Origin of the sequence: Pedobacter sp. P26 (genome assembly GCF_050632135.1) — a bacterium.
Taxonomy (GTDB): domain Bacteria; phylum Bacteroidota; class Bacteroidia; order Sphingobacteriales; family Sphingobacteriaceae; genus Pedobacter.
This window is the reverse complement of the sequence record NZ_CP192574.1, coordinates 6311980-6335840: the sequence shown is the minus strand read 5'-3', so window position 1 is coordinate 6335840 and position 23861 is coordinate 6311980. Positions and strand designations below refer to the sequence as shown.

The window sequence follows — 23861 nt, the reverse complement described above, 5'->3', positions numbered from 1 at the left end:
AGCTAGTCTTCAGAAAATTCTCGTTTCTTTTTTGCATCTGGTCCTTGATTCGACTGCCATTTTTTAAGCATGGCATCATAAAGCTCTTCTGCGATGTTAGCAATTGTTCCAGCTTGTTTGAGAATCCCTTCATCCTTACCATCAAAACCCTCCGTGTAAAATGACTGTGCTTTTTGAAGTGCGCGTTTGGCCTCTAGTAAACTTTGCTCGAAGGTTTCAGATTTTGGCTGGCTAATCTCATAGGCCTGAATCAAAGATACTCCATCGCGTAGTGCATAAGTCGCCTCCTTATCTCGGATTACTGCCTCAAGCCGTCTCAAGTCTGGGTTTTGTGAGACAATTACCGGCTCCCGTTCACTTTTATTACTTCCAAACAGCCAAATTAATAATTCTTCAAGATTATCTTCTTTGTCTACAGGAACAGGATTTTCAACCTCTTCGGAAACGTTTCGAAGACCTAAAAAATCCTTAAATCCATCGTATGTAAGCCCGGTGTATAGGTGCGAGAAATAAAGTCTATTTGCTTTGATATCATCCCTATCAAATCTGCCTTTTTTTTCCGCTTGTTCAATTACCTGCAGACCCTGATATAGTTTTTGTACTGTTTTATGTGTATCTCCAATCTGAGATGCTATCTCTTCAAGAGAAATATGGTATTCATTTTTGATTTGCGATATGTATTGTGCTTTTGCATAACTTCCCCACTTTGCTGGACCATTGATATGCTTAAATCCAATAAATTTCCATGCTTCTTTTCTATCATCAACAAATATGACAGGCAAACTGTCAAGTTCGTTCCTAAGCTCAATCGGTATACTTAAAAGATTCTTATTAATACCAATAAAATCTGCCAGTTGAGGATTGATTAGTGCTTTTACCGCAGCCAATCTTCTATTTCCTTCTATAACAACATTCTTCCCATTTTCTTTGACGGCAATTAATGGTTCGTTATCGAAAAAGCCACTAGCTTTTATTGAAAGTACAATCTCTTCCACGCCCATAGCATTCCAAAGAATTTTAATTATATCTTTTTCTGGGGTCGTTTCGCCTATGCTGAACTCTGCAATCCTGGGATTTCGATGATCAAAGCTAAGCGTTGCAGGATTTATAATCTCAATGTTCTTCTTCATTGGCTGTTTCGTTAAATAATATTAAATCACGCTTACGGCTGTTAACAGTGATTTCATTTCCTACCAACAAGTCCCTTGAAAACACTAAAAGTTCACTTCCATGTTTTTTTGTCTGGAGTGTATAGCTTAGATCAAATCCAGCCATTCTATAATCTTGGTATATTCCTCTAATCTCAGATACGTTGTCATAACTAATTAACCACTTAATGTTTCCATCCAATGTACCGATAGTATTCGCAAGATCTAGATGATTTTCGTGACTATAGTTGTTCAAGTATAGATATTTCCCTTATTGTAGTAAGGTGGATCTAGGTAGATGAAAATTTCATCCGTATTTCCATGATAAAGCTCCAAGTTCCGCAGAATATCCAGTGCATCGAGATTAGTCAAGGTAATGTTTGGTGAATGTGTTGCAATTTTTTGCACTCTCTTGATTAGGTCTTCCTTATTAAACCTAACGTCGATCAGATAATTTCCTGTCTGGTTAATACCACCAATAGGCCCAGCTTTATAAATGATTCCTGAACGATTCGTTCGGTTTAAAAAAAGGTGGCAAAGCCCAGCGATAAAATGTCATTATCCGCTCCCTGTCCATAGACAGCCTTTTGGTTGTGCCACTCTTCAATCGTAATAGGTGTTGATTGAATCAAATCGACAAATGCTTCATTATGATTGAGGATTGAAAACCACATGGCATACATCGCATAGTCATAATCATTAATATGGATATGGCTGAAAACACCATTATATAGCATGTTAAGTGCCGCTCCGGCTCCTCCAGCATAGAGTTCTACATACACTCCACCGACAAGCCCGTTGATATTGGCCAGGTCAGCGATAAAATTTGTAAGGCAGGCTTTACCGCCTGGATACCGCAATGGACTTTGGTTTCTTGGATTTGCCAATTTTATGATAAGGTTTTTAGCAAAGATAAATAAACTAAGGGATTAAAATAACATTTGTGCCAGCACTAAACGGTTGCTAGGTATTTTCATTGATGAAATTTAGTACAGGATAAAGTTTCTCCCAGGTTTTCTTAAGCTCTGCTTTTGTTTTGGTATAATATTCATTATGCACTAATAAATTGAGGTCGTTGTGTCCAAGGTAATCTTCATGCCCATTTATATAACCTATTAAGGCCTGTTTGAGTTTAACGTCAGGCAAAAGCGTATCTGAGGAAGTGAGGTGGCCTAGCATCTGTCTTAACGAAGGAACCCAAGATTTAGGCACACCGGTTTTAATTCCGAGAACTTTTTCAGATCAGTTTCATTGATATCATCCTCAGATATACCAAGAGCAAGAAGATAGCGTCTGCCTTTTTCGATTTTTTTTGCATTTTCCTCGTCTATTTTTTGCTGTTCGAGTTTCATCAACTCATGAATTTCATTTTGCTTATTTAGATATTGATATACGACCATATCCAAATAGCTTCGGAACAGTATTACGGTTGCATTAAACTGGTCGTTTAAGTTTGCCTCCCTAAGCTCCCTTGAAAATCTTATCTATTCTTAAATTCCCTGACCGCCAATGATGTGCTATTGGCGGAATAAGCTTGTTAGATGGAGCGGTTGTACTCGGATTCTTTAGCAAGGGAGTAGCCGGAGATTCTTCTTCGGGAGTAATTGGTTCTTCTATTACATCAGAATCATCATTATACTCCATTTCAAAAGTCTTACTTGGTTGAATCGCTAGGTTTAGATCTGGATCTTTATCAAATTTGGAAAGGTATTGCGCTTGAAGTTTATCGTCACCATAAGTTCTAGAATTCAAAAAGCCTCTAACAGCATCAGACGCCAATTTCCCTAACCGTTTCCTGTATTCTTCCTTTGGAAGACTATGTACCAGTTTTCCCTTACTATCTACCTCAATCCCAAGAAAACTCTTACCGTGCTTGGATTTATAAACGCGTTCTATATTGGTAATTGAAAATTTGGTTTCATCTGCAAGTGCCAACTTATCCTCTTCTTTTAGTTCTAGCTCTTGCAGTTCTTCAAAAATATTATATCTGGTAAGAGAATCCTTGATGGCTCCACGAGGAAGGTTGAATTTTGCAGCAATCTCATCGATGGACATACCATCATTAAACTTGTGATAAAAGAAACGGTCTTGTTTGGTCTTGTCCCACTTCTCGATTGTAGAACCATCCGTATGCCTGTTTACAATTAATGTATCTGCAGCTTCGCGATTTGGTGCAATAATGACAGCAAGGGATTTAACGTAATCCGAATTAAATTCATTGAGCAGTCTTTTTACGACTGCATGTTTACTGTTTTTTTCGGAATTAAATCCGGATCCACAAGGACTTTGCAGGCAGTTACCCTTCTATTGCCTTCTACAACCACATACCGATTGTTCTCCTTAAATACAATAGGTTCTTCATTAGGCAAGAAGCCCATTTTGGCAATATCCTTTGCCAACTGAATTACCTTTTCGTATTCGAGCATATATTCTACCACCTGGTTTTGGGTGGGCTTGCTAGAGCCAAAACCTGAAAGCCTTGGATTTTCATCGTCCAACTTAAGGCTTTTAACCTGAAGTTTCTTACGTTGCCATTGAGAGTAGTCAATCATTTTTCAGAAAAAATTTCGTTTAAGGTAGGAAATAAAAACCTTTATTTGGATAATCTAACCATTAGTAGGATAAAACTTCAGTATTTGCTCGTCAAGTTTTTATAGAAAATGATAATTGCCGTTATTTTTCCTTTTTAAAATACGAAATAAGCTCTTCGTGCGAATGGAAAACCGGAATACCATTCCTCACCGCAAACTCAACCTCCTTATCTGCACCATTAGACTCGCCCGGAAGTCTTAAAAGCCCGTTACATATTTCAAGGTAGGCGAGATCGAGCTTTAGCCACGTTTCATATTCCTGATATGCATTCATGTGTAAAAAATGAGTTAGGTGAGGACAGTAGGGCGCAAACCCAGCATTGATCAAAGCATCTGCAGAATCCATCGAGTTTTTAACATTTTGTGCCACATCACCCTTGGTATATGGACCGGAAATAAATATTCGTTTCATTATAAAATATAGTATAACCAGAAAAAAAGCACTAAAAAGACAAATGGCAGAACCCTTACTACAAACCAAGATATCCAATATTTGCCATCGGTCACTGATATTGGTTCATTCGAGGTTTTATCTAGTTCGGAAATCAAGGCAACCGCATCAGGTACCTGATTCATATGGATATGGTAGGTTCTTTTTATCTCCTGTTTCAACCCCTGAATATCAAGAAGATCATTATAAGGCATAAATCAAGCATCGTCACTTTGATGGGTGTGCTGGGTTCAGTATTATAATTTATAAACATCGTCAGAGCTAAGCAAACTATTGTTTGCCAAGTCCTAAAGAAAAAAGGGCCAAATGTAAACTTTCGCGCTCGTTTATAGGTTCCGTCTTTTCTTATTTGATATGAGATTGTTATACCTTTTGTGATAAAGTCCCAAAAAATATAGGTAGAGAAAATAATCATCGACCAAGTTGCCTCTGGAAAAATGCTGGCTTCTTTTATCGTGTGGCTTCCAAAATCGATCTCTGCTCCCCGAACGATGACAAAGTACGATAATACAAGGAATATATCTACCAAAAGTATAATGTATTGCAAGCTAAATATCGAGTTTATCTTGCCAGTATTTCCAACAGATTGTGAAATCTGCCATCCAACCCAACTGGTGGTGAGAATTACAACACAAAGTAATAAATGGCTGTAAACATAATGATACTCCTGGACGGAACCGAGGATATTGTTCGATCCTTTCAAATTAATCAATTCACCGCATTTTAGTGCTACCTGACCTACCGCTAAGGCAAATAGCATTTGCACGAAAATCTGCCGAAGGTTTGCATCTTTATTCATTAGATATTATTTTAAGATTTCATTAGAAAACGATAATTATTTGAAACGCTACTCTTGCATGTCTAATTTAGCTGAAGAATAATATTCACGACAGTGTGCTTATTTTTTTATACTCTTCAGCACATCTATCTTTCGGACAAAATCATCCAAAGTTGTTTTTATAGATAGGTTCAATGCGGTTATACTTTCCGCAAGCACCATGTTTGAGTTCAGCAATGTGTGATATTGTTCATTTACATTTTGACAATCCTGACACAACGATGTGACCTTTTTGATATATAAAAAATCTGGAATGAGAAATGTTGCTAATGCCTCATGCAGTGCCCTAATATAACTGTCAAGGTTTATCATATCTCGGTTAACAAGTGCACTAATGATACTCTGATGGTCCAATTTGTCAAGCTTAGAAAGCAGCTCATCCCTATCTATTGTATCTGTATTGTTGTTGTCAAGTTCTAAATGTAAATCGGATAGGTTTTTCAACAATGTTTTAGAGTTCACAAAATAATTATCCTTTGCAGTGTCAAAATGGGCTGAACTTTTTTCTATGTAACGATAAAGCTCAGTAAGATTACCGTGAAACAAATCGACATCAATCGCTAGATCGTTATAAATTCTTATCCTTTCAGATTCCTTCAGCCGTTTGTAACTTGTATTGAAAGCTGAAAAATATGCATCATTTGCCAATATTTTGGAAAGCCTGTCCAAATAATTAATAGGAAGATATGTTACCAGAGCAAATTCCGTTGGACTGGAGCTTAGCTCTTCCAATGCCGACTTATTATTTTCTATTTGTTGGCTAAGATGCCCTGAAGCATCTTCAAGAAGATTTAAAAGGTAGATACTTTTTTGCTTACTCTCGTTACGTTTTTTCCTTCCGTCCTTAATCTTATCCTTCCAGATAGTGAAAAGAAAAACGGAAACTGTAACGCATCCAGTGATGATTGGGGGCCATAGCTTATCGTTACGAACGAAGAACTCGCCTATGTCGTTAAATAGTTTTTGCAAGAGGTTAAATTTAGATGACTAATATATGAATTTCCTTTTTTCCAAAAAACCCTTTATAAATCCATATAAGTTAGTTACAAAACAGCGATTATCTATCTCCTAACTACATTCGTTCTGCTATGGATCGATATGGTTCATATTGCATTAGTGTTATCGAAATAGCATGTACGATTGCTGTTATTTCGTATTTGCGGCCTAAAGGAAGATCTCCCTCTACGATAGTGTGAATCACTTCAGCTTTAATTTTAGGATCCATTTTCCCCTCACCGATGAATTTTAAATGAACCGCATCACACATTTGATCTACTTCATTAATAAAGTCGTTTTTCCAAAACTCTACGCCTTGGCTACAGGCATCTGAAAACACTTCCATCGAAACAGGGTAAATTTTCTCTCCTTCAAAAACAGTATTTACTGCCGCTTTTTTTGAAGTTTCCTCTAAACCAAGAAATTCCTGTTGGTGCGAATCGTTTTTTTCATCCATGTAAAGGAAACAAGAAAATTCACCAACCAACATACTATATGGGTTGTCATTCCGATTATCTAAAAAAACAAAGGCATTATTTTTAAACGTATAGCCATAGCACCTCAATAATTTATAGCCTATATCTTTAATGCCATTTTTAGCTTGATTAACATATGTTTGCACATCACCCGGCATAATATTTAATCCTTCATCAATTATTACACGCAGCTTTTCCTCATTTTCGGTGTTTAACTTGTATTGTTTATTATCACTAACCGATAGCCTCCAAAATATCGATGTCCAGAATATTAAAGAGTGGAAACTTTCCTCATTGCTCAGATATTCTTGGTCTGAAAAGTTTTTCAAGCTGTTGGAATAGCTACTCTCCAATTTGCCCAATCTACTTTCGCAATGGGAACATAAAAGATAGTCTACTATCATACTGCTCCTGGAATTAGCAATATCTTCATCGGAAACCTCACCCAGTACCGGCTCCAGCCTTTCTGGTAAAACTGCCCCACCAAAATAGCTTTTTACGTGTCCCTGTGCTAGCTCGAAACCAAGTTCAAGATCCCTACCTGGCTTGCCATGTACATTATCAATGGTTTTCATCAGAAAATGGGGAACCAGGTGCGATCCTTTTTTATCTGCTTCTCTTTGTAAACATAATGCACATTTTGACATAAGCTATTGAAATTGATTTAGTACGAAGTTACCATAATAAGTATTTCACATCAAGCATTTCATGCCAAAGGATTTGTAAAATTGTTTTTCCAAGACTTTCTGATACCCGGTAAAAAACCTTTTATTTACCAAATGTATATTAGCGACCTCGAAGACAATATCCTAAAAGAAATTAGCACTGCTGAAGAACTATGGATTGCCGTCGGCCTCATTTCAAATCAAGGACTGTCTTACATAGAACATTTAGGTGCTCAAGTTCACATTCTTGTTGGTATTGACCTCCCGACACCACCTAAAGTACTGAGAAAGCTCGTGTTATGGGCGACCCAGGGGAGAATTAAATTCAAGATATATAGCTTAGAAGGTACTTTTTTCCATCCCAAAGTTTATATATGGAGAAAGGGAAGCAAATATAACGCCTATGTAGGTTCCGGCAATATGACTCAAGGTGGTTGGAAGAATAATGTTGAGCTTTTTTGGCAGGTCGAAAAAGAAACGGAATGTCACAAATTGGTTGATTGGTTTAATATCAATATGAACATGGGTATAGCTGTAGATGAAAATTTCATATTGGATTACGAAAAAAGGGTCTTCAATCCTGGAAAAGAAGCTACCAGACAACACCGTAAAAGGCTTCTAGAGTTCAAAGCGAACTACGAAAACGATTATGACTTTTATTTTAGGAAAGAGGACTTTGATGCCTTTACTCTCGAAAGAGCTGTGACTAACAATTCCGTAGCAAAGCAAGCCAGAAAAACCGTCAATCGGAAATTACTCGCTTTACATTACAGGATTTTTCCGAAACTGCGTGAAATGGGACTTGATTTGCATCACCATCATAAGCCGCAAAATATAGTTTCCAGTTTTGCGCACACTGCTCGGAACAGTAAAATCCTTAACGGCATGTGGTTATACTATGGTAAGTCGGCAGACGAAGCCGCCTCACATCCAACCAAGCACGATTCAGAAAAAAGCATGAACAATCATGTACGACTGCAATTAATTATAAGAGAGCACACAGTTGGTATATGGTGCGCTGTTGGAAAGGGTGGTGGTAGCAAGAGAGATCGCAATTATTTTTATCAAAAGATTCAATTGAAAGAAAATCAACATCATTTTTTCAATCTCTTGAAAACCTTGGGCGATGAGTATTTTATACAGGTTGCGGGTAAGAGAAATCCTGCCTATTTGAAAGATATTGGGACACCAAAACAACTTTACGACATCGTTATAGAAGACCGTGATAATCAGGATCAGTATTTTATTATTGGGATGGATATTACTCCAACCGACGAACGTCTACATGACAGTAGATTGGAGGATTTTATACTTCATGAGTTTGAAAAATTGTATCCGGTTTATAATTTCTTTAGAGCTCCAATAAATTGGTAATTTATCCAGGTTCGTTATAATTGATTGTTTAGATATGCTAAAGTTTTTTAGATGATCTGTGTTCACAGGTTTACCCAGCTGTTAAAACTTAAATCCATAAGTAATGTTATTGAAGAAAAAACTCATGGTGATTTTAATGCAAAAACAGATGGGCAGTGGCACCAAAGCTTTGGTTCTTGGCGCTATTGCAGGACTTGCTTTGACCACATTCTATTTTTTGCTCAAACGCAAGGATGCACAAGGCCCGGCAGGTAGACCACAGGATCACGATATAAAAGATTTAAACATGGAAAGATATATATTTGACATTGCTACCGACAAAGGTAGCGTCCCAGCTGTAGTGGAACAGGCAGGTGATTGCTATAGCGTTGAACTGGACGGCAAACAGGCGGGAACCATGTGGCAGAATGAGCAAAAGGGCATGCAATGGCAGACAGAGGATCAGGACCTTGAGTCTCATATATGGGAAATTGCCGTGCATTTATCTGAAGCATTTTCGAGAAAAGGTTTTCCTAGTTTACTCATGGGTACCTACCCAGAAATAGCATCCACCGTTTGGAAAACTAAAGAAACGCTGGAAGTGAACCTCAAACCAGATACAGATATGGAAGTATTCACCACTTTTTTGAAGGACGAAATATTAAACCTAGTAACCTTTGAAGAGCATCTTGATCTGATGGTCAAAAAAGAAAATGATGCTTATTTTCTGATTGTCGGTATAAATTAACACGAAATCTTGCCCATCAGATTCATCACATAGGTTAAAGTATATTAGTTTGTGTTATTTACGCATTCCCTTTTCAGCTTGAATCTTTGCTGACTCTTCAAACTGGGCTTCAGTTATGCAACAATCTATGATCCTCTTACCACTTCCACAAACACATGGGTCATTTTTCCCAACATGTGTAACTCGCGTAAAAAAGTTCCCTCATCTCCATTTTTCAATTTAATATCTTCACCGTCTGCAGCCTTTTCAAATTTCTTCATCATTTCCAGCGCTTCTGCCGTCAGCTTTTCGGAAGCCCCTTGCTTCCACTGCCACCCATCAGGATAATTGTAGAATTCCTTAAATCGCTGAAATGTGAATGAACTCTCCAAGATTGGTGGTGATTTTTTGAACCTGTCCTTCTCTTCCTCTGACTGTTCTGACAGATACTTATTTATATTCTTTAGATCTTCTTTAAGCTCAGACCCTTTTATAAAATATTGATCCTCCCTTATTAAAAGTGGAGCAAGGTTAAGGTGTAAGTTATCATTAGACGTGAAGATATTGCAAAATGGAAAGTAATACAGATATTCAAGGTCAACTTTATTCGTTGGCCTGGTGCTTATCAAGCCTGACTGTAATCCGACGTGGAACAATGTATTAACTCTTAAAACGTGATACGAATAAGGTACAAAATATTTCAATGGGGGCTGCCCTGATCTGACCCATTGCTGCATGGTGTTAAAAGCACGTAAAAGATTTACACCAGATGTCCTGCATAAGTCATGAAGCAATATCTTCTGGTTTTCTGGTCTATCGATAGACTCGGTTACAAAAGCATCAAGTTCCTTGAAGTTAGAAAGTTTGATTTTCCCACCCCTATCTTGAAGTTCTTTTTTTAAATTTACAAGCAGGTCCTCGTGTGTTGTCGTATTTCGCCATAAAATCGATAAATCGTGGTCGGCCTGTGAAAAATTTCCTTCGCGCCAGTTATAAATTGCCTTTTCTTCTGCCGTCTCCTGTACGACCCATCCTTTTGCACCATCTTCAGTTTGCACAGTTTTTCCAATTTCGACCAATGGCCTACCATCCATTTCAACAGCGCCATTCCCACAAAGCTCGCCTTTTAAAGGCTTAGAAAAATGCATATTAACAATGGTGTTCGTGGGAAACAGTTTTTTAGCAAAATCGATGACTCTATCTTGAGATGGAGCTTTACCTTCTTTTTTAGATCTCCTAGTATTTCCATTACCAAAACTGGTGTAATGTCATGCTTATAGTAGTAACTAAGCCTCAAAAGTTCTTCATAACTCAAAGACTGAAAGGTAGATTTATCAATGATAATAGTTAATGCCATAAATTTATACTCAATTTGAAACAGTATTAAATCTCACTTAGACAATAATTGAATGTTGATTTAGAATAATAAATATCAGCATTTTCTCACAAAGATCCCTTAAACTCCTATATTCTGATCACACATTTTAGGCGGTAATTTGAACAAATGGTGTTACAACATTTTTTATAGCTGCATTTGAGCTCGAGATGTTAAATCTAAGATTTAATTATTTGAAATTCCTGCCCTCATGGAATGCTTTTTTCGTGGCATCTTCTCGAACCTGAGCGCGTTTATTCTGTGAAGGATAGGGCGCGGTTTTTTCATCACCCCGAGCAAGTGTCAATACAGGTAGTTCATCTACCTCGCGTTGAACCAATTTGCCCAGCATCTTTGTAAAATCAAAACATTTGCTCACGATTACGTGCACCACCTGCCCCTCGCGCTGCAAACGGCCTTCGACCATAAGCAGCCTAGCGTGAAGTATTTCCTTCCTGTAGGTTTCAAACAGCTTTTCAAAAACCACAAGATTTGAATACCCGGTTTCATCCTCTATGGTAATAAAGCAAACTCCTCCAGCGGTTCCGGGGCGCTGGCGCACCAGTACCAATCCGGCTACTTTGACCAGTTGCCCATCTGTAGAATCGTTATTGATGTGATGGCATGTTCGGATGTTAAGCATATCCAGCTGCGAGCGGACAAAGCTCACCGGGTGGGCTTTTAGAGATAAACCAACCGTTGCATAATCCTGCACCACATGTTCTCCCTTGCCCATAAGTGGCAGCTCCACCTGCATTTCCAGCACACTTTCCGATGCCTGTCCTTTGAACAATTCCACTGGCATATCCTGCAGAGCGGAAACTTCCCAAAGCGCCTTGCGCCGATCCATTCCCATTGACCTAAACGCATCCGCATCAGCCAGCCTTTCGAGCGCTGCAATAGATACTCCCGTGTCACGAAGTGCGGTAATACTTTTATATCCACCAGCTCTTCCATTCACCAGAATCTCCATATCATCGGCCCTTATTCCGCTGATCTGCCTAAATCCCAAGTGCAGCGCAAAGTATTTGCCCGATTTTTCTTCAAGCCTGTTGTCCCAAAGCGAATAGTTAACATCCACTTCACGAACCTCCACGGTATGTTTCTGCGCATCGATAACAATCTGCGCCGGCTGGTAAAATCCCATTGGCATACTATTGAGCAGCGCCGCAGCGAAAACATCCGGGTAATAGTGCTTCAGCCAGCACGATACATAGACTAAAAGTGCAAAACTTGCTGCATGGGATTCTGGAAAACCATAGCTTCCAAATCCCTCCAGCTGCTTGAATATCCGCTTGGCAAACTCCAACGTATAACCCTTGGCCAGCATGCCATCGATAAGTTTCTGCTCGTACTGGTTCACCAATCCCTTGAACTTGAATGTTGCCATACTTCTGCGCAGGCCATCCGCCTCGGCAGGTGTAAAGCCAGCTGCCACGATTGCGATTTTCATCGCCTGTTCCTGGAACAGTGGTACACCGAGCGTGCGCCCCAAAATTTCTTTAAGTTCTGGCGAAGGGTAGACTACAGGCTCTTCGCCATTTCTCCGGCGTAAATAAGGATGCACCATATCTCCCTGAATTGGGCCGGGCCTAACGATTGCCACCTCTATAACCAGGTCATAAAATTCCCTGGGTTTTAGCCTTGGCAGCATCGACATCTGCGCGCGGCTCTCGATCTGGAATACGCCCAAGGTATCAGCCAGGCAGATCATATCATAAACCTCCGGGTCATCCTGGGGGATATTGGCCAGCGTATATTGCACGCCGTAATGATCCCGGCAGAGATCAAAAGCCTTTCTAATGCAGGTAAGCATCCCAAGCGCCAGCACATCTACCTTTAGAAAACCAAGCGCATCGATATCATCTTTATTCCATTCGATATTGGTACGATCCTCCATCCGGGCATTCAAGATAGGGCACAGGTCTGTAAGCTTCCCTTGTGTAACTACAAATCCCCCGGTATGCTGACCCAATTGGCGCGGGAAGCCCATCATTTGGGAAGTAAGCTCTAGCGTTTTTTTAAGATGCGGATCATTTGGATTTAGACCTTGCTCTGTAACCCTTTTTCCCTCGAACCATTCATCTGTAAACTCCCAAATTGAACTTGACAATCGGTTAATGGTATCAACCGAAAGTCCCATTGCCTTGCCCACATCACGGATTGCGCCTTTTTGGTGCTGCTGGGTAACTGTAGCTACGATTGCCGCTCTATCACGCCCGTATTTATTATAGATATACTGAATGATTTCTTCTCTTCGCTCATGCTCAAAATCGACATCAATATCAGGTGGCTCATTTCTGGCAGGGGAAATAAAACGCTCGAAAAGCAGATCAAATTTCATCGGATTTACCGATGTTATGCCTAAAACAAAACAGATTGCAGAATTGGCCGCCGAACCACGTCCTTGGCAGAGAATGCCACGTGACCTGGCCTCGCGGACTATATCTTCTACAAAAAGAAAATAATTGGCATAATCCATCTGCTTCACAAATTCCATTTCGTGGTTGATCATCTTAATCACTTTATCCGGAATGGTTTCACCGTAAAATTCATGCGCCCCTTTCCAGGTAAGGTATTCCAATTCTTCCAATGGCGAGCGGCCGCTTTTATTGATCTCCTCTGGGTAAACGTATTTGAGCTCATCCAGTGAGAAATTGCAGGCCTCGGCTATCACCATCGTATTTTGAATGGCACTGGGATATTTCCTGAACAAGCGTTTCATCTCTGCCACCTCTTTCATATACCGCTCTGCATTCTGGTGCAGCCGAAATCCAGCCTCCTGTATTGTACATTTTTCTCGCACGCATGTAAGCACATCCTGCAATTCCCTGCGCGAAGGGCAGTGGTAATGGATATCGCCTGTTGCTACAACAGGGATATTGTAAAACCTTGAAAGCTGTGAAGTACGAAAGATCAGTTTATCATCATTACCCATGTATGATCTTGTAGCTGCAAGGTACAATTGGCCTCCTAAAGCTTCACGGTATTCTGCCACTGAAGAGATAAAACCGGGATCGTATTCAAACCTGCGGTTGAGCTCACCGGGCATTACCACTGTAAATAAAATTCCCTTGCTATGGCTATAAACATCGGCTCTGGAGATATGGCATGAACCTTTTTCGGCCCTCATATTTCCAAGTGTAAGCAGCGCAGACAATCTACCGTATGCATCTTTATCCGTAGGGTAGGCCAGTAAACTTGGCCCATCCAGTAGATCAAGCCTGCATGCGGGGATAAGCTTTACATTTTTCTCCCTACATGCGGCATGCGCCCGCACGATTCCTGCCAATGTATTTCTATCTGTAATGGCTATTTTCTTATACCCGAAAATCTCGGCCTGTTCTACCAGCTCATGGGCGTGCGATGCTCCCCGTAAGAAACTGAAATTTGAAGTAACCTGTAATTCGCTGTATCCCATAACCCATCTCCTCTATGCAAAAAATCCATGTATAAACCATTTGTACTTATTCTCGCTGCCGTAGTGCCCCGAGCGGAACAGCCAATATCTGCCGCCCTGCTCGTCCTCCACCTGGTAATAATCCCTATGCTCGCCCTGATCGAGCCACCATTCGCGCTCGATGCGCTCAGGTCCATCTGCCTTTGCCACCATATGTCTCACGCCTTTATAGATAAAAAACTTTGGCGGGTGATCGGGTATGAAGGCCATTACCTCGATTGGAACAGGTATTTTTAGCAGCTCAGTAGGCCTGGGTTTATTCACGCGCCAAGGGGTAGCCGTTTTTTCGGTTACCGAAACAGCTCTTTGCACCGATCTCTCTGGCCAGTATTTGGTTGCCGGCAGGTAGCGGTGGATAACCTGGAAGCCTACTTTTCCGGCCACGCGGTCAAGCAGTCGGATCACGCTTTTATCATCAAGGCCGGGAGTTGATGTCCACATTTCCTCCTGAGGCACTTCCACATCATCCACTTTTGGCGCATCCAGAACAAAAAGCTCTATGCCAAGGGCCGGCCTGATCTGATCGATCTTCAGTTGAAAAAGCTTGAACAAATGGCAGATGCTATGGGTGGCACCGCTTGTCCCAATATCCACCCGGACAACTTTTCCATCGATACGGTAGCAGGTTAGCACTCCTGTTCGCAAGCCTTTTCCCTCAGCCTGCATTCGGGTGCACAGATTTTCCAGCAGTTTATTGATGGCTATTTCTATTCCATTTCGGGTCTTGATGGGCTCAAGGCATGCCAGCCTTTCGCTAAATGGCACTGGCACCTGCAGGGGAACAAGCGCTTCGTTTTCTGTACCGATGGCCTGCGCCAATCGAAGCAGAAAATCTTCGCCGAACCTTCTGCGCAGCACCGACCTTGGCATTCCGATGAAACTTTTGATCTGGTAAAATCCCAATTTGCACAATTTTGCCAGCACCGCCTCCTCTAACCGCAGGGCCTCCGGCACGAGATTCAGCAATGCATCTACCTGCTCTCCGGTTGGGATAAGTGGGGTAACCTTGCCGTAATGGGAAATAGCCCACGCGGCACCGGGCGTATCGGCAATGGCTAGGCGCACGGTATAACCTTTGCTTTTTAGCCTTGAAACTATTTCTTTCAGGTAGCCCCGTTCTCCGCCCCACAGGTGCGTGCATCCGGAAACATCGAGCAACAGCCCATCCATCCCGAAATCATCTATCGCCACTATCGGGGAATAGCGCACGCACCACTCGCCAAGACCTTTGAGCAAAGTTTTAGGCCGCCCCGGTTTATCATCCAGCACTTCAAGGCCTGGGCATATAGCCTTAGCATCGGCTGCACGCATACCGACTTCCACTCCAAAATCGCTCGCTATGGGGCTAACCGCTGTGATCATCATGCGCCCATGATCGGGTGCTGCGAAAACAAAGGGCACGTCCTTTAGTTCTGGCCTGCGGATAAGCTGCCAGTCAGATAGTAGTTGCCTGAACCATATGGAAACAAAACGCCTTTGCATGATATCTATCCAATCTGCCTGCCCTCCAGTTCAGACCAAACGATTTGTTTTTTAGCTTTTTTGACTTCTTCGAATTTTTCTCCCGCCCACTCCAGCACAAAACTTCCGGGGTTGCCGTTACGAACTTTTAGCAGCTCTACCTGCCAACGCGGAAAGCCAAGACCGGGCATTCCATCTTCTGTATGTGATGGCAGGGGACTGATCCTCCATCTTGCGGTGGCCACTGTACTTGCTGTTTTATTTTCATCTTTTCGCAGGATAAAACCGGTAATCCCACTGGATTCTACCGCTAGCTGCAACCTTCGCGATTCGATAAGGCTAAGGTTATTAACCTCGGCCACCACCGCAGCAAGCCCTTCGCATTTTAGCGCTTCTTCTGTGATCCATAGCACATCCTTCTCCGTTTGTACATCCATAAAAATGATGCGCTCGGGCTCTACATTAAAAAGGCTAAGTGAGGCGGGAAACAACCTGCGCGAGGTACTGACCCATACGCATGCCGCACCATTTTCCATCAGCACGGCCAGAACCCCGGCGATAAAGCCATCGCTTGCAGCCGAATGTTCGGGATGTACGGTAATGAATTCATGGATTGCCTTCTTGGGAAATATGCTGCCTGGAAAAGAATTTTCTATTTCTCCAAGGCCGATACGTTCAGCCTTGCCAGCGGACACGGGCTTAAAGCCCTGCCACAACAGTATATCCTGTTGCAATTTTTGAAACAACTCCCTTTTAGCATCCATGACGTGATAAATTTTATACTATTATTTTTAGCATTAACAAATTTAACAACAAACATAGAGCTAAAATTGTTAGTAAATAATAAAATGTTGAAAAGATTGTACTTTTGGTGGATAAGTCAGCTTTATTCTCGACTCGCGCATACCCGAAGATTAGTTCCGACACTGCTAAATCCAATAGCTATCTGAAATTGAATAATGCCACAATTTCGTTTAAATTTGAATATAAATCACCGATATCAAATACGTATGAAGTCTACGGAATCAATCAGGCTATTTGCCCTCGATACTTCTTTTATCGAATCCCAGAATTTCCTTGGGGGAAAACTGTTGAAAAACCTGGCGGATATGGGCAAAGAGAAACACGTAAAGATTTACATCACCGATATAGTCTATAGAGAAGTTTTATCCAGATTCGCAAAACGTCTTTTGGAGGAAGAGAGCAAGATTATCACGGTAAAAAAACGATTGCCCAAATTCGGGTATTAAAGAATTTCAACGACTATGCAGCCTATTTTACCCTGCCAGAACTGGATAGGGCCAAACTTATAGATCAGTTCAGGAAAGATTTTGACGAATGGATCAGCTATGCAGAGGTAAAAATCCTGCCTACCAAAGGGCTAACAATCGAGAAAGTGATGAACGATTATTTTGAAAGCAATCCCCCTTTTGCATCCGCAAAAAAGAAATCCGAATTCCCAGATGCGTTCAGTTTTTACGCGCTTGACCAATATTTCGAAATGGATAAGAAAGAATGTTTTTTTGTAACACTCGATGCCGATTTTGACAATGCTTTGTCCAACCACGTTAAACCTATTAACGATATCGCAGAAAAGCTTGACATCATCAACAGGGCTAACGAGCAGAGATTTGGCATACTGAAGCTGATTGAGGATACATATGCTTCCTCAAAATCCCAATTGGAGCATGATGCAAAAATTCGTTTTTCTAAATACCTAGAGGAGGTAGCGAGCACAAAGACTGAAATCAGAGGGATTGCTATCGATCATCTTGAATCATTTGAAGTATCCGATTTTAAGTTTGATCGCTATAACATTGTCTCGACCGGTGGATTTGGCGCGCAACTACAATGCACCGCTATTGTCACCTACGCCGTTACTTTGATATTAAAGGATGAGATCCACACGCCTCATCTAAACAAAAACGAATTTGGATATATTGGGGTCGAGTATTCCCCCTACGTGATGGAGGCTGAGAAAGCAATAAATTTTTACGTTACTGTAGACTTCAACCCTGGAACCGGAAAGGCCGATGCAAAATTAACAGACGCTGTTAGCCCGACAGGCATAGACATTTTTGACGATTGGGACTATGACATATTCTTTAAACAGCCAAAGCTCAACAGCTAATACATTGGGATAAACCGCTACTAAATATTTTTAGGCATCAAGCGCTATTTTCTTCTTAGTGCCAAATTGTAAGGAGGGAGGCGATTAATCAAATTCGAATTCCACCTTTTCCTCAAGGCATAATGCACGCCATTTTTGCTGCAACAGATTTGCCAGATCGAGGGTCGACCTCATATCCAAAATTTCAGCTCTGGTAAGCACTAAGATGCCTATTCCAAATTTGCTTACCGCCCGCATGATTTCAGATTTAGCGGCCTCCGTCTCATCTTTGCCCGTTACTCCGGAAAGCGTCAACAGTATCCCGTACCTACAGGTAGTGTCGCTTACCTTATTAGCAAACCAGTTGACCTGATCGCTAGTTGTTTTCTTTGTCGTGTTTTTGCACTCGATTGGAATAAAGCCATCGAGAAAATGGAGTTCAGAAGTACGCCTGTCATTGGTGAAGATAATATCAAGTTCTCTAGAACCACTTTTATTGAATTTATTTTTCCCGTAGAGTTCCAAGCCTTTCATTTTGCCAAAAAGATAGCATCCCAGCTCCTCAAGGGCTGCGCCCTTATGGTCTGGAAGCTTGGCTGCATCGGATTTCTCCAGCAGCTCCTTTATCCTTATGGTTGAAAACTTGGACATCTTATTTGTATTCCCTTTATTTTAAATAGTATGTAAAAACTTTTTTTACCGTTTATTCTTCAAGTATTTTTCACGATACCCTCTAATCTTTATATTATGTTATACCGAACTTTTCCAAAAGTTTCTACTAAGGTCCGAACCCGCTTTCAAACGGTAAACGACAGGTCGTTTTCAAACGCATTTGGTAAATCCTGTTCTATACATCAATAGATAAAATCGATGATTTTATCTTCGATTATCGCCGAAAACAGTGCCCAACATAGCTTCCGGGCACTGTCCAGAAAAGGACAGGCTTAAATGGCTTCTATGATTAGGATAAAATTTTCGGATTTCATCATACCTAGGGCAAACTTAGCTGCAGGTGCACAATGCCGAAAGGACAGGCAAATCGGCTCGCGCAATCAAGCGAGGCGCATTGATAGAATCGTCAGAAAAATAAAATGGTGGTACTTTAAGAAATGGTGGTATCCCCGCTTTAACGGATAGATAAAAAAAGCGATTTCTATACTAGGAAGTAGTGGTATTCCCAAACATCAAAATGGAGAATTAGCGCATAAAAAAAGGGCGGATATACATCCAACCCTTTCCCTTCTTCAAAAATCTTGTTGCTATTCTACCATGCCGGGTTTAACCAGCTTGTTTTATAGATATAGTTTTACATGCTTGGTTTGCGACCTTCGGAGATAAATGACAACCAGTCCTGGATCACTTTAATTTAAATTACAAAAGAAAAACTAACTCCAATGGTCAAAATCCAGCACCTCCTGATCAATGAACTCCTGTTTGATTTCAGGCAACTCCGGATATTCCTTTTTATTGATCACTCCCTCAAGGCGATACTCTGGACTTATAGTACATCTTTCCAGCAGGCGTGAAGGGATCTGGGTAACGGCGATCTCGGTAATCCTTTCATCGCTCAAATCTCCCATTAGCCATTCCCAGGCCAGCTCATCGGTAAGTATACATGGCATTCGCATCTTGGAGTTATGCACCTGCTTCATCAGCTCATTGGCCTTGGTAATGCCTATAGCAAACGTCTTTGTAACCTCGCCGGTATCTGTATTTACCCAGTCGCTATAAAGACCAGGAAGCCAGAAATACTCATGGTCTTTCACGGTAACCTGGTAAGGATATTTTATCGTCTCTTTAAGTTCCTGCCCCTTTTTACCGATCTTAGGGATATGCCTTGATTCCACTATGCCGGTAGACAGCACCAGGCATCTGCGCGACCTGGCGGCATCCTTCCACATTGATCGCTTGCCACTTTCGCTAACCCAAAGGTTTTCTGCCTTAAAATTTAAAGTAGTTAGTTTCCTTCGAAAGGCGATGGCCTCATCGGCACTCATCCTGCCGGGCACATAGCCCCACTGTGCTTGTACCAGCTCGAAATCCCTGCGGTCATCGGTAGCAATTGCTATCGCACATGGAGGATAATTAAATCCATTATGTACATCGACATTCAGAAAATCGTAATTTCTTACCGCTTTCTCCAATTGCTTAAGCTGGATAAATTCAGTTCTTGTTACTTTTTGTCCATTGTAATAACACATAACTATTTCTCTTTCTTAGAGCGGATGTGATCCGCTATTAACTTCCCAATTTCTGTAGCTTCCTTTTGCCTGCCCTCTGGTATGGAGGTCCAGAACTTTTTATCATTTGTCCCCACTGCAACTGTAATTACCAGGGGCTTGGATCCATTTTGAAAATTCACATGAAATACCCGTTTTCTTGCAACCTCATGCTCGACAACCTGAAGGTTAAGCTCGCCATAGAGCAGCTCAAACGGTTTTTCAATATCTCTCATTAGCTTAAAGATACCTAAATTATTTTAGGTTTTTATCCTCTCCAATTTTCGTTTCTAAAGAGTTCCATTGTCTAATTACTCGTGAGTGTGGTAAGTAACCAAGAGTGGCCACTGACTTTTAATGATGATTTTTGTCATAAGCCATTGTTTATCTAGTTGGGCTAAAAAACTTATATTGCGAAAAAATTAATCTCTCATGGATAGCCAGACGCAAAACCAGCTTTTTGACAGAATTCTTAGAACTGTATCTGAAAATCCAAATATTGGGTATGTCGAATTACAAGAATTGGTAGGCGAATCTTCCATAAATGACTCAATTTATAAATTGGTATACCTTAGATTATTGATTTCGAGTAGGAAGTCAATATCAACAGACACATTTTATCTACCTGGTGAAGTTGATGATCTCGTAAAAAAAGGTAAAGAGTATGAAGCTATTGTTGAGATCGTTAAGAAGAAAAAAGTATTTTCATGGCGAGCATTTTTTATGTCTTTCGGAATATCTTTCGGCCCAATAGCCTCTTATTCTATATTCTTTGGAATAAACGTTAGCACAATGGTCGCAGGGGCCATTACATCTTTAGCTTTAATAATCTTCATTTTTTCAATTTTAAGCAAGTATAAATTATCGCTACAAAGCCTATCGTTATTGATATTTTTTCATCTAGTGGTCTTTCCCGCTATTTACGCGGGACTTCTTAGAAGTAATCCATTTAGTTTTTCTGTTGATGGAGAAGTAAAATCGATAGCCAGTATATCTGCCAGAAAAAGTGCATTGGAAAAATATGACTTTAAAAATGCTAGTGCTGCCATTAAAGCAATAGAATTAATGCTAAAAAATAATTCGAAAGAATTATATAGTAACACAAAAAAACTTGAGAGTTTTGGCATTATCAAAATAGACACGTTCTTACTCCATAAGACTTTTAATCTTCCGCTGCCGGAATCTTTTGATGATTCTTCGGGAGCATTTCTGCATATTTTTAATAGCAAAGGGGACTTGATTTCAAAAACACATGGATTGGGCGGGCCAAGGAATGATTTGGATAAGTCTTCAGATTCTTTAAAAGAGCTATTAAAAAAACAGTCGGCAAGGTTAAATATTGAGGTTAAAAATTACATGTTAAATGATAAAGCTATTACTGAGAATAGGTTTTGGACTTATTTAGATGTACTACCGCATGCGATAAACATATTTTCTCTCAGCAATATTGTGCCCAAAACTAGTTTAGCTAATTTAATATTTACTTGCCATCAATGGATATTCTACATTCTGTTTGGCTTTACTGCCCTAACTGATATATCGAAAGAAATCCTAAACAAATTTCTCAATAGAGATCAAGAGAATTAAATTAATCACCAAGCTGGAAGGTTTATAGAAAATGGTAATGCATTTTTACAAAATGGTCACTTCTATGATCTAAATTGCCCTTCAGACCAATTGCACTATTAAATCACGACTTATTAATCTATGGAAAAGTTAGCACTATTTTCGCACGATAAAAGTAGCGCAAATTGTTCTGATACTATCAAAACCATTTTTTTTAAGACACGATTCCTATATTTTTTATTGCATTATCATCCAGAGTCAGTCTTCCAAAGAACCGCGGATACATCATTAATATCTTGATATATAAGAAAATAACCGACCTATATCCATAGGCCGGCTGCAAAAAATAAAAAACAATACCCTGGGTGATTCAATGGCTATCCTGCCGCCTCCCAGATTAGGCGGAGCAGTTTCTTTATAGTGTCGCGGAAAATTTCGCGTTCTTCTAAAATATTGATGTCTATTCCGCAAACGCTGCTTTTATTGTTTTCACCATGCCAAACATTGTAATATATCCCGCCAAGAATAATGGCAAAACAGGCCCTTAAGGAAATATCACCACCTCCAGCATATTTATCTATATATTCGAGCAATATCGAAGCTTTACGTTCCCGCTCTTCGGAAACCGCTTTCATCGTGTTGTTCTTTTTGGAAATCTGCCAGAGTATAAACTGCTGCATTTCGACATTGGTGGCAAAGTGGTCGAACTTGCCCTGGTATATATCTATGATGTAATCCCGCAATACCGATACTTCCGGGAAGTTACCATCATCAACCTTATCAAATACCTGTTCCCAAAAATCAGTGTTGTGGATATATTCTTTAAGCAGGTTCTCGAAATCCCCGAAATAAGTGTAGATATTCTTTGGATCAACATCCGCCGTTGCCGCAACCTTGGTAACCGATAGGCCGGTATAGCCCTCCTTTTTAAGAATATCACCAACCGCATCCAACAGAGCGGCCCTGGTCTCTTCGGAGTTTCTTTTCCTGAATTTGTTCTTTCTAGTTTTCATCTGTAAGGGTAGGGTCATTATGGGCTATTGGTACCTAGAGCCCAGCTTCAGTTTTTTAGAGATATCGGCAAAAGCGTTAAGCACTTTATCCAAATGTGGCCTGGTGTGGGTAGCCATCAAGCTCATTCGTATCCTGGAATCTTTTTTGGCGACCGCCGGGTACATTATGGGGTTTGCATACACCCCGGCTTTAAGCAACAGTCTTCCGATTTCCAGGGTCATGGGGATATCGCGCACTTTTACCGGCACAATACCAGATGCTGATGTACCAATATCAAGGCCCAGGCCCTTCAGCCCATCCTGAAAATACACGATATTATCCCACAGCAGATCCTGCCACTCGGGCTCCTCATCTATCAGATCAATGGCCTTTAAAATTGACATCGAAGCAGGTGAGGCAGTAACCGAAAACAAATGCTGGCGCGACTGGTACTTTAAAAACTGGATGAGCTCTGCACTTGCTACCACATAGCCGCCTACGTGTCCGAATGTTTTACTAAATGTTCCCGAAATAATATCCACTTTATCCAGCATATTATATTCCTCGATCAATCCCCGCCCGGTTTTTCCAAGCACTCCAATGCCATGCGCATCATCTACCATAAGGTAGGCACCATAAAAATGGGTGAGTTCCAAAATCTTATCCAAAGGGGCAAGGTCTCCATCTTGCGAATAGACACCATCGACTACAACGATCCTAGTGCGATGGGTATCCCGGCTTTCGCGCAATGCCCGCTCAAGGGCATCCATATTATTGTGAAGGAACATCTTGATATTGGTATTCATGCAGCCTTCATATACACTGGCATGCACCGACATATCCAAAATCGCCATATCTTCTTTTTTAAGCAGACATAACAAGCTTGCACTATTTGCCGTATAGCCGGTTGTATAGGTAATTGCCGCTTCACGCCCAAAGAATCCGGCAATTTTATTTTCCAGCATCTCATGAAAGGAAAAGTGTCCACCTATAGCAGGCGATGCACCAGCCCCAGTTCCGTATTTCATGATCCCATCGATTGCCGCCTTTTTTATCATTGCATGCTGGGTAAAGCCGAGGTAATCATTAGATACCAGGCTAACGTACTTTTTCTTTCCTCCATAACCGGGTATATCCATTTCCACCTCGGGACCGCAACCGCTCATGGTCTCCATTCTATAGTTCAGATGCCCACGTTCACGGAGGTAATCCAGGTACTCGGCAAAGAATGCTGCACGCTGGTAGGCATCCATCCCGTGAATGTTTTCGAAGTCCTTAAAACTTGCTTTTTCAAAATTTAATTCCATATATTTTTATTCTTTATGGGAGTAAAATTATCACCTCAACCCACAGGGCATTTTGAATTAGCAGACTATTTGAAAAAAACTTTTTTTGGGCTAAAAATGTGCGTTTATTCATATTTGAGAGGCGT

24 protein-coding genes are annotated in these 23861 nt (G+C 40.8%); 5 read left to right on the top strand and 19 right to left on the bottom strand.

What is annotated here, in order from left to right; translation table 11 throughout:
* Window positions 1-2: 2 nt before the first annotated feature.
* The 10 genes from ACQ86H_RS29625 to ACQ86H_RS29580 form a co-directional block, all read right to left on the bottom strand.
* On the bottom strand, window positions 3-1130 hold the full coding sequence (locus ACQ86H_RS29625; RefSeq protein ID WP_431293414.1) for a ParB N-terminal domain-containing protein: 1128 nt from the start codon (window positions 1128-1130) through the stop codon (window positions 3-5).
* Window positions 1114-1404 carry a hypothetical protein gene (locus ACQ86H_RS29620; RefSeq protein ID WP_431293413.1) on the bottom strand — a complete coding sequence of 97 codons (291 nt, stop codon included), beginning with the start codon at window positions 1402-1404 and terminating at the stop codon, window positions 1114-1116. The genes ACQ86H_RS29625 and ACQ86H_RS29620 overlap by 17 nt, the downstream gene beginning before the upstream one ends.
* 265 nt (window positions 1405-1669) lie before the next feature.
* Entirely contained in the window at window positions 1670-2035 is a 366-nt protein-coding gene (locus ACQ86H_RS29615) for a DNA adenine methylase (protein ID WP_431293412.1), read from the bottom strand.
* 76 nt (window positions 2036-2111) lie between these two features.
* On the bottom strand, window positions 2112-2360 hold the full coding sequence (locus tag ACQ86H_RS29610) for a hypothetical protein (RefSeq protein WP_431293411.1): 249 nt from the start codon (window positions 2358-2360) through the stop codon (window positions 2112-2114).
* Between the two features lie 249 nt (window positions 2361-2609).
* Window positions 2610-3203 (bottom strand): hypothetical protein, encoded by a 594-nt coding sequence (locus ACQ86H_RS29605; protein WP_431293410.1) that lies wholly within the window; start codon window positions 3201-3203, stop codon window positions 2610-2612.
* 176 nt (window positions 3204-3379) lie between these two features.
* Entirely contained in the window at window positions 3380-3700 is a 321-nt protein-coding gene (locus tag ACQ86H_RS29600) for a ParB/Srx family N-terminal domain-containing protein (protein ID WP_431293409.1), read from the bottom strand.
* A gap of 121 nt (window positions 3701-3821) precedes the next feature.
* Entirely contained in the window at window positions 3822-4151 is a 330-nt protein-coding gene (locus tag ACQ86H_RS29595) for a DUF4406 domain-containing protein (protein WP_431293408.1), read from the bottom strand.
* A gap of 196 nt (window positions 4152-4347) precedes the next feature.
* Window positions 4348-4989, bottom strand: coding sequence for a hypothetical protein (locus ACQ86H_RS29590; protein WP_431293407.1), 642 nt, complete (start codon window positions 4987-4989; stop codon window positions 4348-4350).
* 99 nt (window positions 4990-5088) lie between these two features.
* Window positions 5089-5997 (bottom strand): hypothetical protein, encoded by a 909-nt coding sequence (locus ACQ86H_RS29585; protein ID WP_431293406.1) that lies wholly within the window; start codon window positions 5995-5997, stop codon window positions 5089-5091.
* A 103-nt stretch (window positions 5998-6100) separates the two neighbouring features.
* Window positions 6101-7147, bottom strand: a complete 1047-nt coding sequence (locus tag ACQ86H_RS29580; RefSeq protein ID WP_431293405.1) for a hypothetical protein — start codon at window positions 7145-7147, stop codon at window positions 6101-6103.
* 132 nt (window positions 7148-7279) lie between these two features.
* Here ACQ86H_RS29580 and ACQ86H_RS29575 point away from each other — a divergent pair, with 132 nt between their 5' ends.
* The gene (locus ACQ86H_RS29575) at window positions 7280-8539 is read left to right on the top strand and encodes a restriction endonuclease PLD domain-containing protein (protein WP_431293404.1); all 1260 of its coding nucleotides are present in this window, start codon (window positions 7280-7282) and stop codon (window positions 8537-8539) included.
* Window positions 8540-8642: 103 nt separating this feature from the next.
* Complete coding sequence (locus tag ACQ86H_RS29570) at window positions 8643-9266, top strand: hypothetical protein (RefSeq protein WP_431293403.1); 624 nt, start codon at window positions 8643-8645, stop codon at window positions 9264-9266.
* Window positions 9267-9391: 125 nt separating this feature from the next.
* On the opposite strand, the gene ACQ86H_RS29565 is transcribed toward ACQ86H_RS29570, so the two are convergent.
* The 4 genes from ACQ86H_RS29565 to ACQ86H_RS29550 form a co-directional block, all read right to left on the bottom strand.
* The gene (locus tag ACQ86H_RS29565) at window positions 9392-10393 is read right to left on the bottom strand and encodes a hypothetical protein (RefSeq protein ID WP_431293402.1); all 1002 of its coding nucleotides are present in this window, start codon (window positions 10391-10393) and stop codon (window positions 9392-9394) included.
* Window positions 10394-10810: 417 nt separating this feature from the next.
* Window positions 10811-14041 (bottom strand): error-prone DNA polymerase, encoded by a 3231-nt coding sequence (locus tag ACQ86H_RS29560; RefSeq protein ID WP_431293401.1) that lies wholly within the window; start codon window positions 14039-14041, stop codon window positions 10811-10813.
* Window positions 14042-14053: 12 nt separating this feature from the next.
* Window positions 14054-15562 (bottom strand): Y-family DNA polymerase, encoded by a 1509-nt coding sequence (locus ACQ86H_RS29555; RefSeq protein WP_431293400.1) that lies wholly within the window; start codon window positions 15560-15562, stop codon window positions 14054-14056.
* Window positions 15563-15567: 5 nt separating this feature from the next.
* Window positions 15568-16305 carry an ImuA family protein gene (locus ACQ86H_RS29550; RefSeq protein WP_431293399.1) on the bottom strand — a complete coding sequence of 246 codons (738 nt, stop codon included), beginning with the start codon at window positions 16303-16305 and terminating at the stop codon, window positions 15568-15570.
* A gap of 246 nt (window positions 16306-16551) precedes the next feature.
* Here ACQ86H_RS29550 and ACQ86H_RS29545 point away from each other — a divergent pair, with 246 nt between their 5' ends.
* Both ACQ86H_RS29545 and ACQ86H_RS29540 read left to right on the top strand, forming a co-directional pair.
* Complete coding sequence (locus ACQ86H_RS29545; RefSeq protein ID WP_431293398.1) at window positions 16552-16791, top strand: hypothetical protein; 240 nt, start codon at window positions 16552-16554, stop codon at window positions 16789-16791.
* A complete protein-coding gene (locus ACQ86H_RS29540; protein ID WP_431295498.1) occupies window positions 16710-17672 on the top strand; it encodes a PIN domain-containing protein in 963 nt (320 codons plus the stop codon). The genes ACQ86H_RS29545 and ACQ86H_RS29540 overlap by 82 nt, the downstream gene beginning before the upstream one ends.
* Before the next feature lie 84 nt (window positions 17673-17756).
* Here the strand turns inward: ACQ86H_RS29540 and ACQ86H_RS29535 are convergent, their stop codons facing one another.
* From ACQ86H_RS29535 to ACQ86H_RS29525, 3 genes are all read right to left on the bottom strand, one after another.
* Window positions 17757-18302: a restriction endonuclease gene (locus tag ACQ86H_RS29535; RefSeq protein WP_431293397.1), complete on the bottom strand. Its 546-nt coding sequence runs from the start codon at window positions 18300-18302 to the stop codon at window positions 17757-17759.
* A 734-nt stretch (window positions 18303-19036) separates the two neighbouring features.
* A complete protein-coding gene (locus tag ACQ86H_RS29530) occupies window positions 19037-19852 on the bottom strand; it encodes an SOS response-associated peptidase (protein WP_431293396.1) in 816 nt (271 codons plus the stop codon).
* A 2-nt stretch (window positions 19853-19854) separates the two neighbouring features.
* Window positions 19855-20106, bottom strand: coding sequence for a hypothetical protein (locus ACQ86H_RS29525; RefSeq protein WP_431293395.1), 252 nt, complete (start codon window positions 20104-20106; stop codon window positions 19855-19857).
* A gap of 196 nt (window positions 20107-20302) precedes the next feature.
* Between ACQ86H_RS29525 and ACQ86H_RS29520 the strand changes: the two genes are divergently transcribed.
* Window positions 20303-21457, top strand: a complete 1155-nt coding sequence (locus ACQ86H_RS29520) for a hypothetical protein (RefSeq protein ID WP_431293394.1) — start codon at window positions 20303-20305, stop codon at window positions 21455-21457.
* 356 nt (window positions 21458-21813) lie between these two features.
* Here the strand turns inward: ACQ86H_RS29520 and ACQ86H_RS29515 are convergent, their stop codons facing one another.
* Both ACQ86H_RS29515 and ACQ86H_RS29510 read right to left on the bottom strand, forming a co-directional pair.
* Window positions 21814-22449 (bottom strand): TetR/AcrR family transcriptional regulator, encoded by a 636-nt coding sequence (locus ACQ86H_RS29515; protein WP_431293393.1) that lies wholly within the window; start codon window positions 22447-22449, stop codon window positions 21814-21816.
* A 24-nt stretch (window positions 22450-22473) separates the two neighbouring features.
* On the bottom strand, window positions 22474-23736 hold the full coding sequence (locus ACQ86H_RS29510; RefSeq protein ID WP_431293392.1) for an aminotransferase class I/II-fold pyridoxal phosphate-dependent enzyme: 1263 nt from the start codon (window positions 23734-23736) through the stop codon (window positions 22474-22476).
* Between the last annotated feature and the right edge of the window lie 125 nt (window positions 23737-23861).

Bases quoted from the DNA above. Each gene is read 5' to 3' on its own strand.
- ACQ86H_RS29535 (WP_431293397.1), bottom strand. From the start codon at position 18,302: ATGTCCAAGTTTTCAACCATAAGGATAAAGGAGCTGCTGGAGAAATCC.
- ACQ86H_RS29525 (WP_431293395.1), bottom strand. From the start codon at position 20,106: ATGAGAGATATTGAAAAACCGTTTGAGCTGCTCTATGGCGAGCTTAAC.
- ACQ86H_RS29555 (WP_431293400.1), bottom strand. From the start codon at position 15,562: ATGCAAAGGCGTTTTGTTTCCATATGGTTCAGGCAACTACTATCTGAC.
- ACQ86H_RS29625 (WP_431293414.1), bottom strand. From the start codon at position 1,130: ATGAAGAAGAACATTGAGATTATAAATCCTGCAACGCTTAGCTTTGAT.
- ACQ86H_RS29560 (WP_431293401.1), bottom strand. From the start codon at position 14,041: ATGGGATACAGCGAATTACAGGTTACTTCAAATTTCAGTTTCTTACGG.
- ACQ86H_RS29510 (WP_431293392.1), bottom strand. From the start codon at position 23,736: ATGGAATTAAATTTTGAAAAAGCAAGTTTTAAGGACTTCGAAAACATT.
- ACQ86H_RS29550 (WP_431293399.1), bottom strand. From the start codon at position 16,305: ATGGATGCTAAAAGGGAGTTGTTTCAAAAATTGCAACAGGATATACTG.
- ACQ86H_RS29600 (WP_431293409.1), bottom strand. From the start codon at position 3,700: ATGATTGACTACTCTCAATGGCAACGTAAGAAACTTCAGGTTAAAAGC.
- ACQ86H_RS29595 (WP_431293408.1), bottom strand. From the start codon at position 4,151: ATGAAACGAATATTTATTTCCGGTCCATATACCAAGGGTGATGTGGCA.
- ACQ86H_RS29605 (WP_431293410.1), bottom strand. From the start codon at position 3,203: ATGTCCATCGATGAGATTGCTGCAAAATTCAACCTTCCTCGTGGAGCC.
- ACQ86H_RS29565 (WP_431293402.1), bottom strand. From the start codon at position 10,393: ATGCATTTTTCTAAGCCTTTAAAAGGCGAGCTTTGTGGGAATGGCGCT.
- ACQ86H_RS29520 (WP_431293394.1), top strand. From the start codon at position 20,303: ATGGATAGCCAGACGCAAAACCAGCTTTTTGACAGAATTCTTAGAACT.
- ACQ86H_RS29515 (WP_431293393.1), bottom strand. From the start codon at position 22,449: ATGAAAACTAGAAAGAACAAATTCAGGAAAAGAAACTCCGAAGAGACC.
- ACQ86H_RS29530 (WP_431293396.1), bottom strand. From the start codon at position 19,852: ATGTGTTATTACAATGGACAAAAAGTAACAAGAACTGAATTTATCCAG.
- ACQ86H_RS29570 (WP_431293403.1), top strand. From the start codon at position 8,643: ATGTTATTGAAGAAAAAACTCATGGTGATTTTAATGCAAAAACAGATG.
- ACQ86H_RS29590 (WP_431293407.1), bottom strand. From the start codon at position 4,989: ATGAATAAAGATGCAAACCTTCGGCAGATTTTCGTGCAAATGCTATTT.
- ACQ86H_RS29575 (WP_431293404.1), top strand. From the start codon at position 7,280: ATGTATATTAGCGACCTCGAAGACAATATCCTAAAAGAAATTAGCACT.
- ACQ86H_RS29580 (WP_431293405.1), bottom strand. From the start codon at position 7,147: ATGTCAAAATGTGCATTATGTTTACAAAGAGAAGCAGATAAAAAAGGA.
- ACQ86H_RS29545 (WP_431293398.1), top strand. From the start codon at position 16,552: ATGAAGTCTACGGAATCAATCAGGCTATTTGCCCTCGATACTTCTTTT.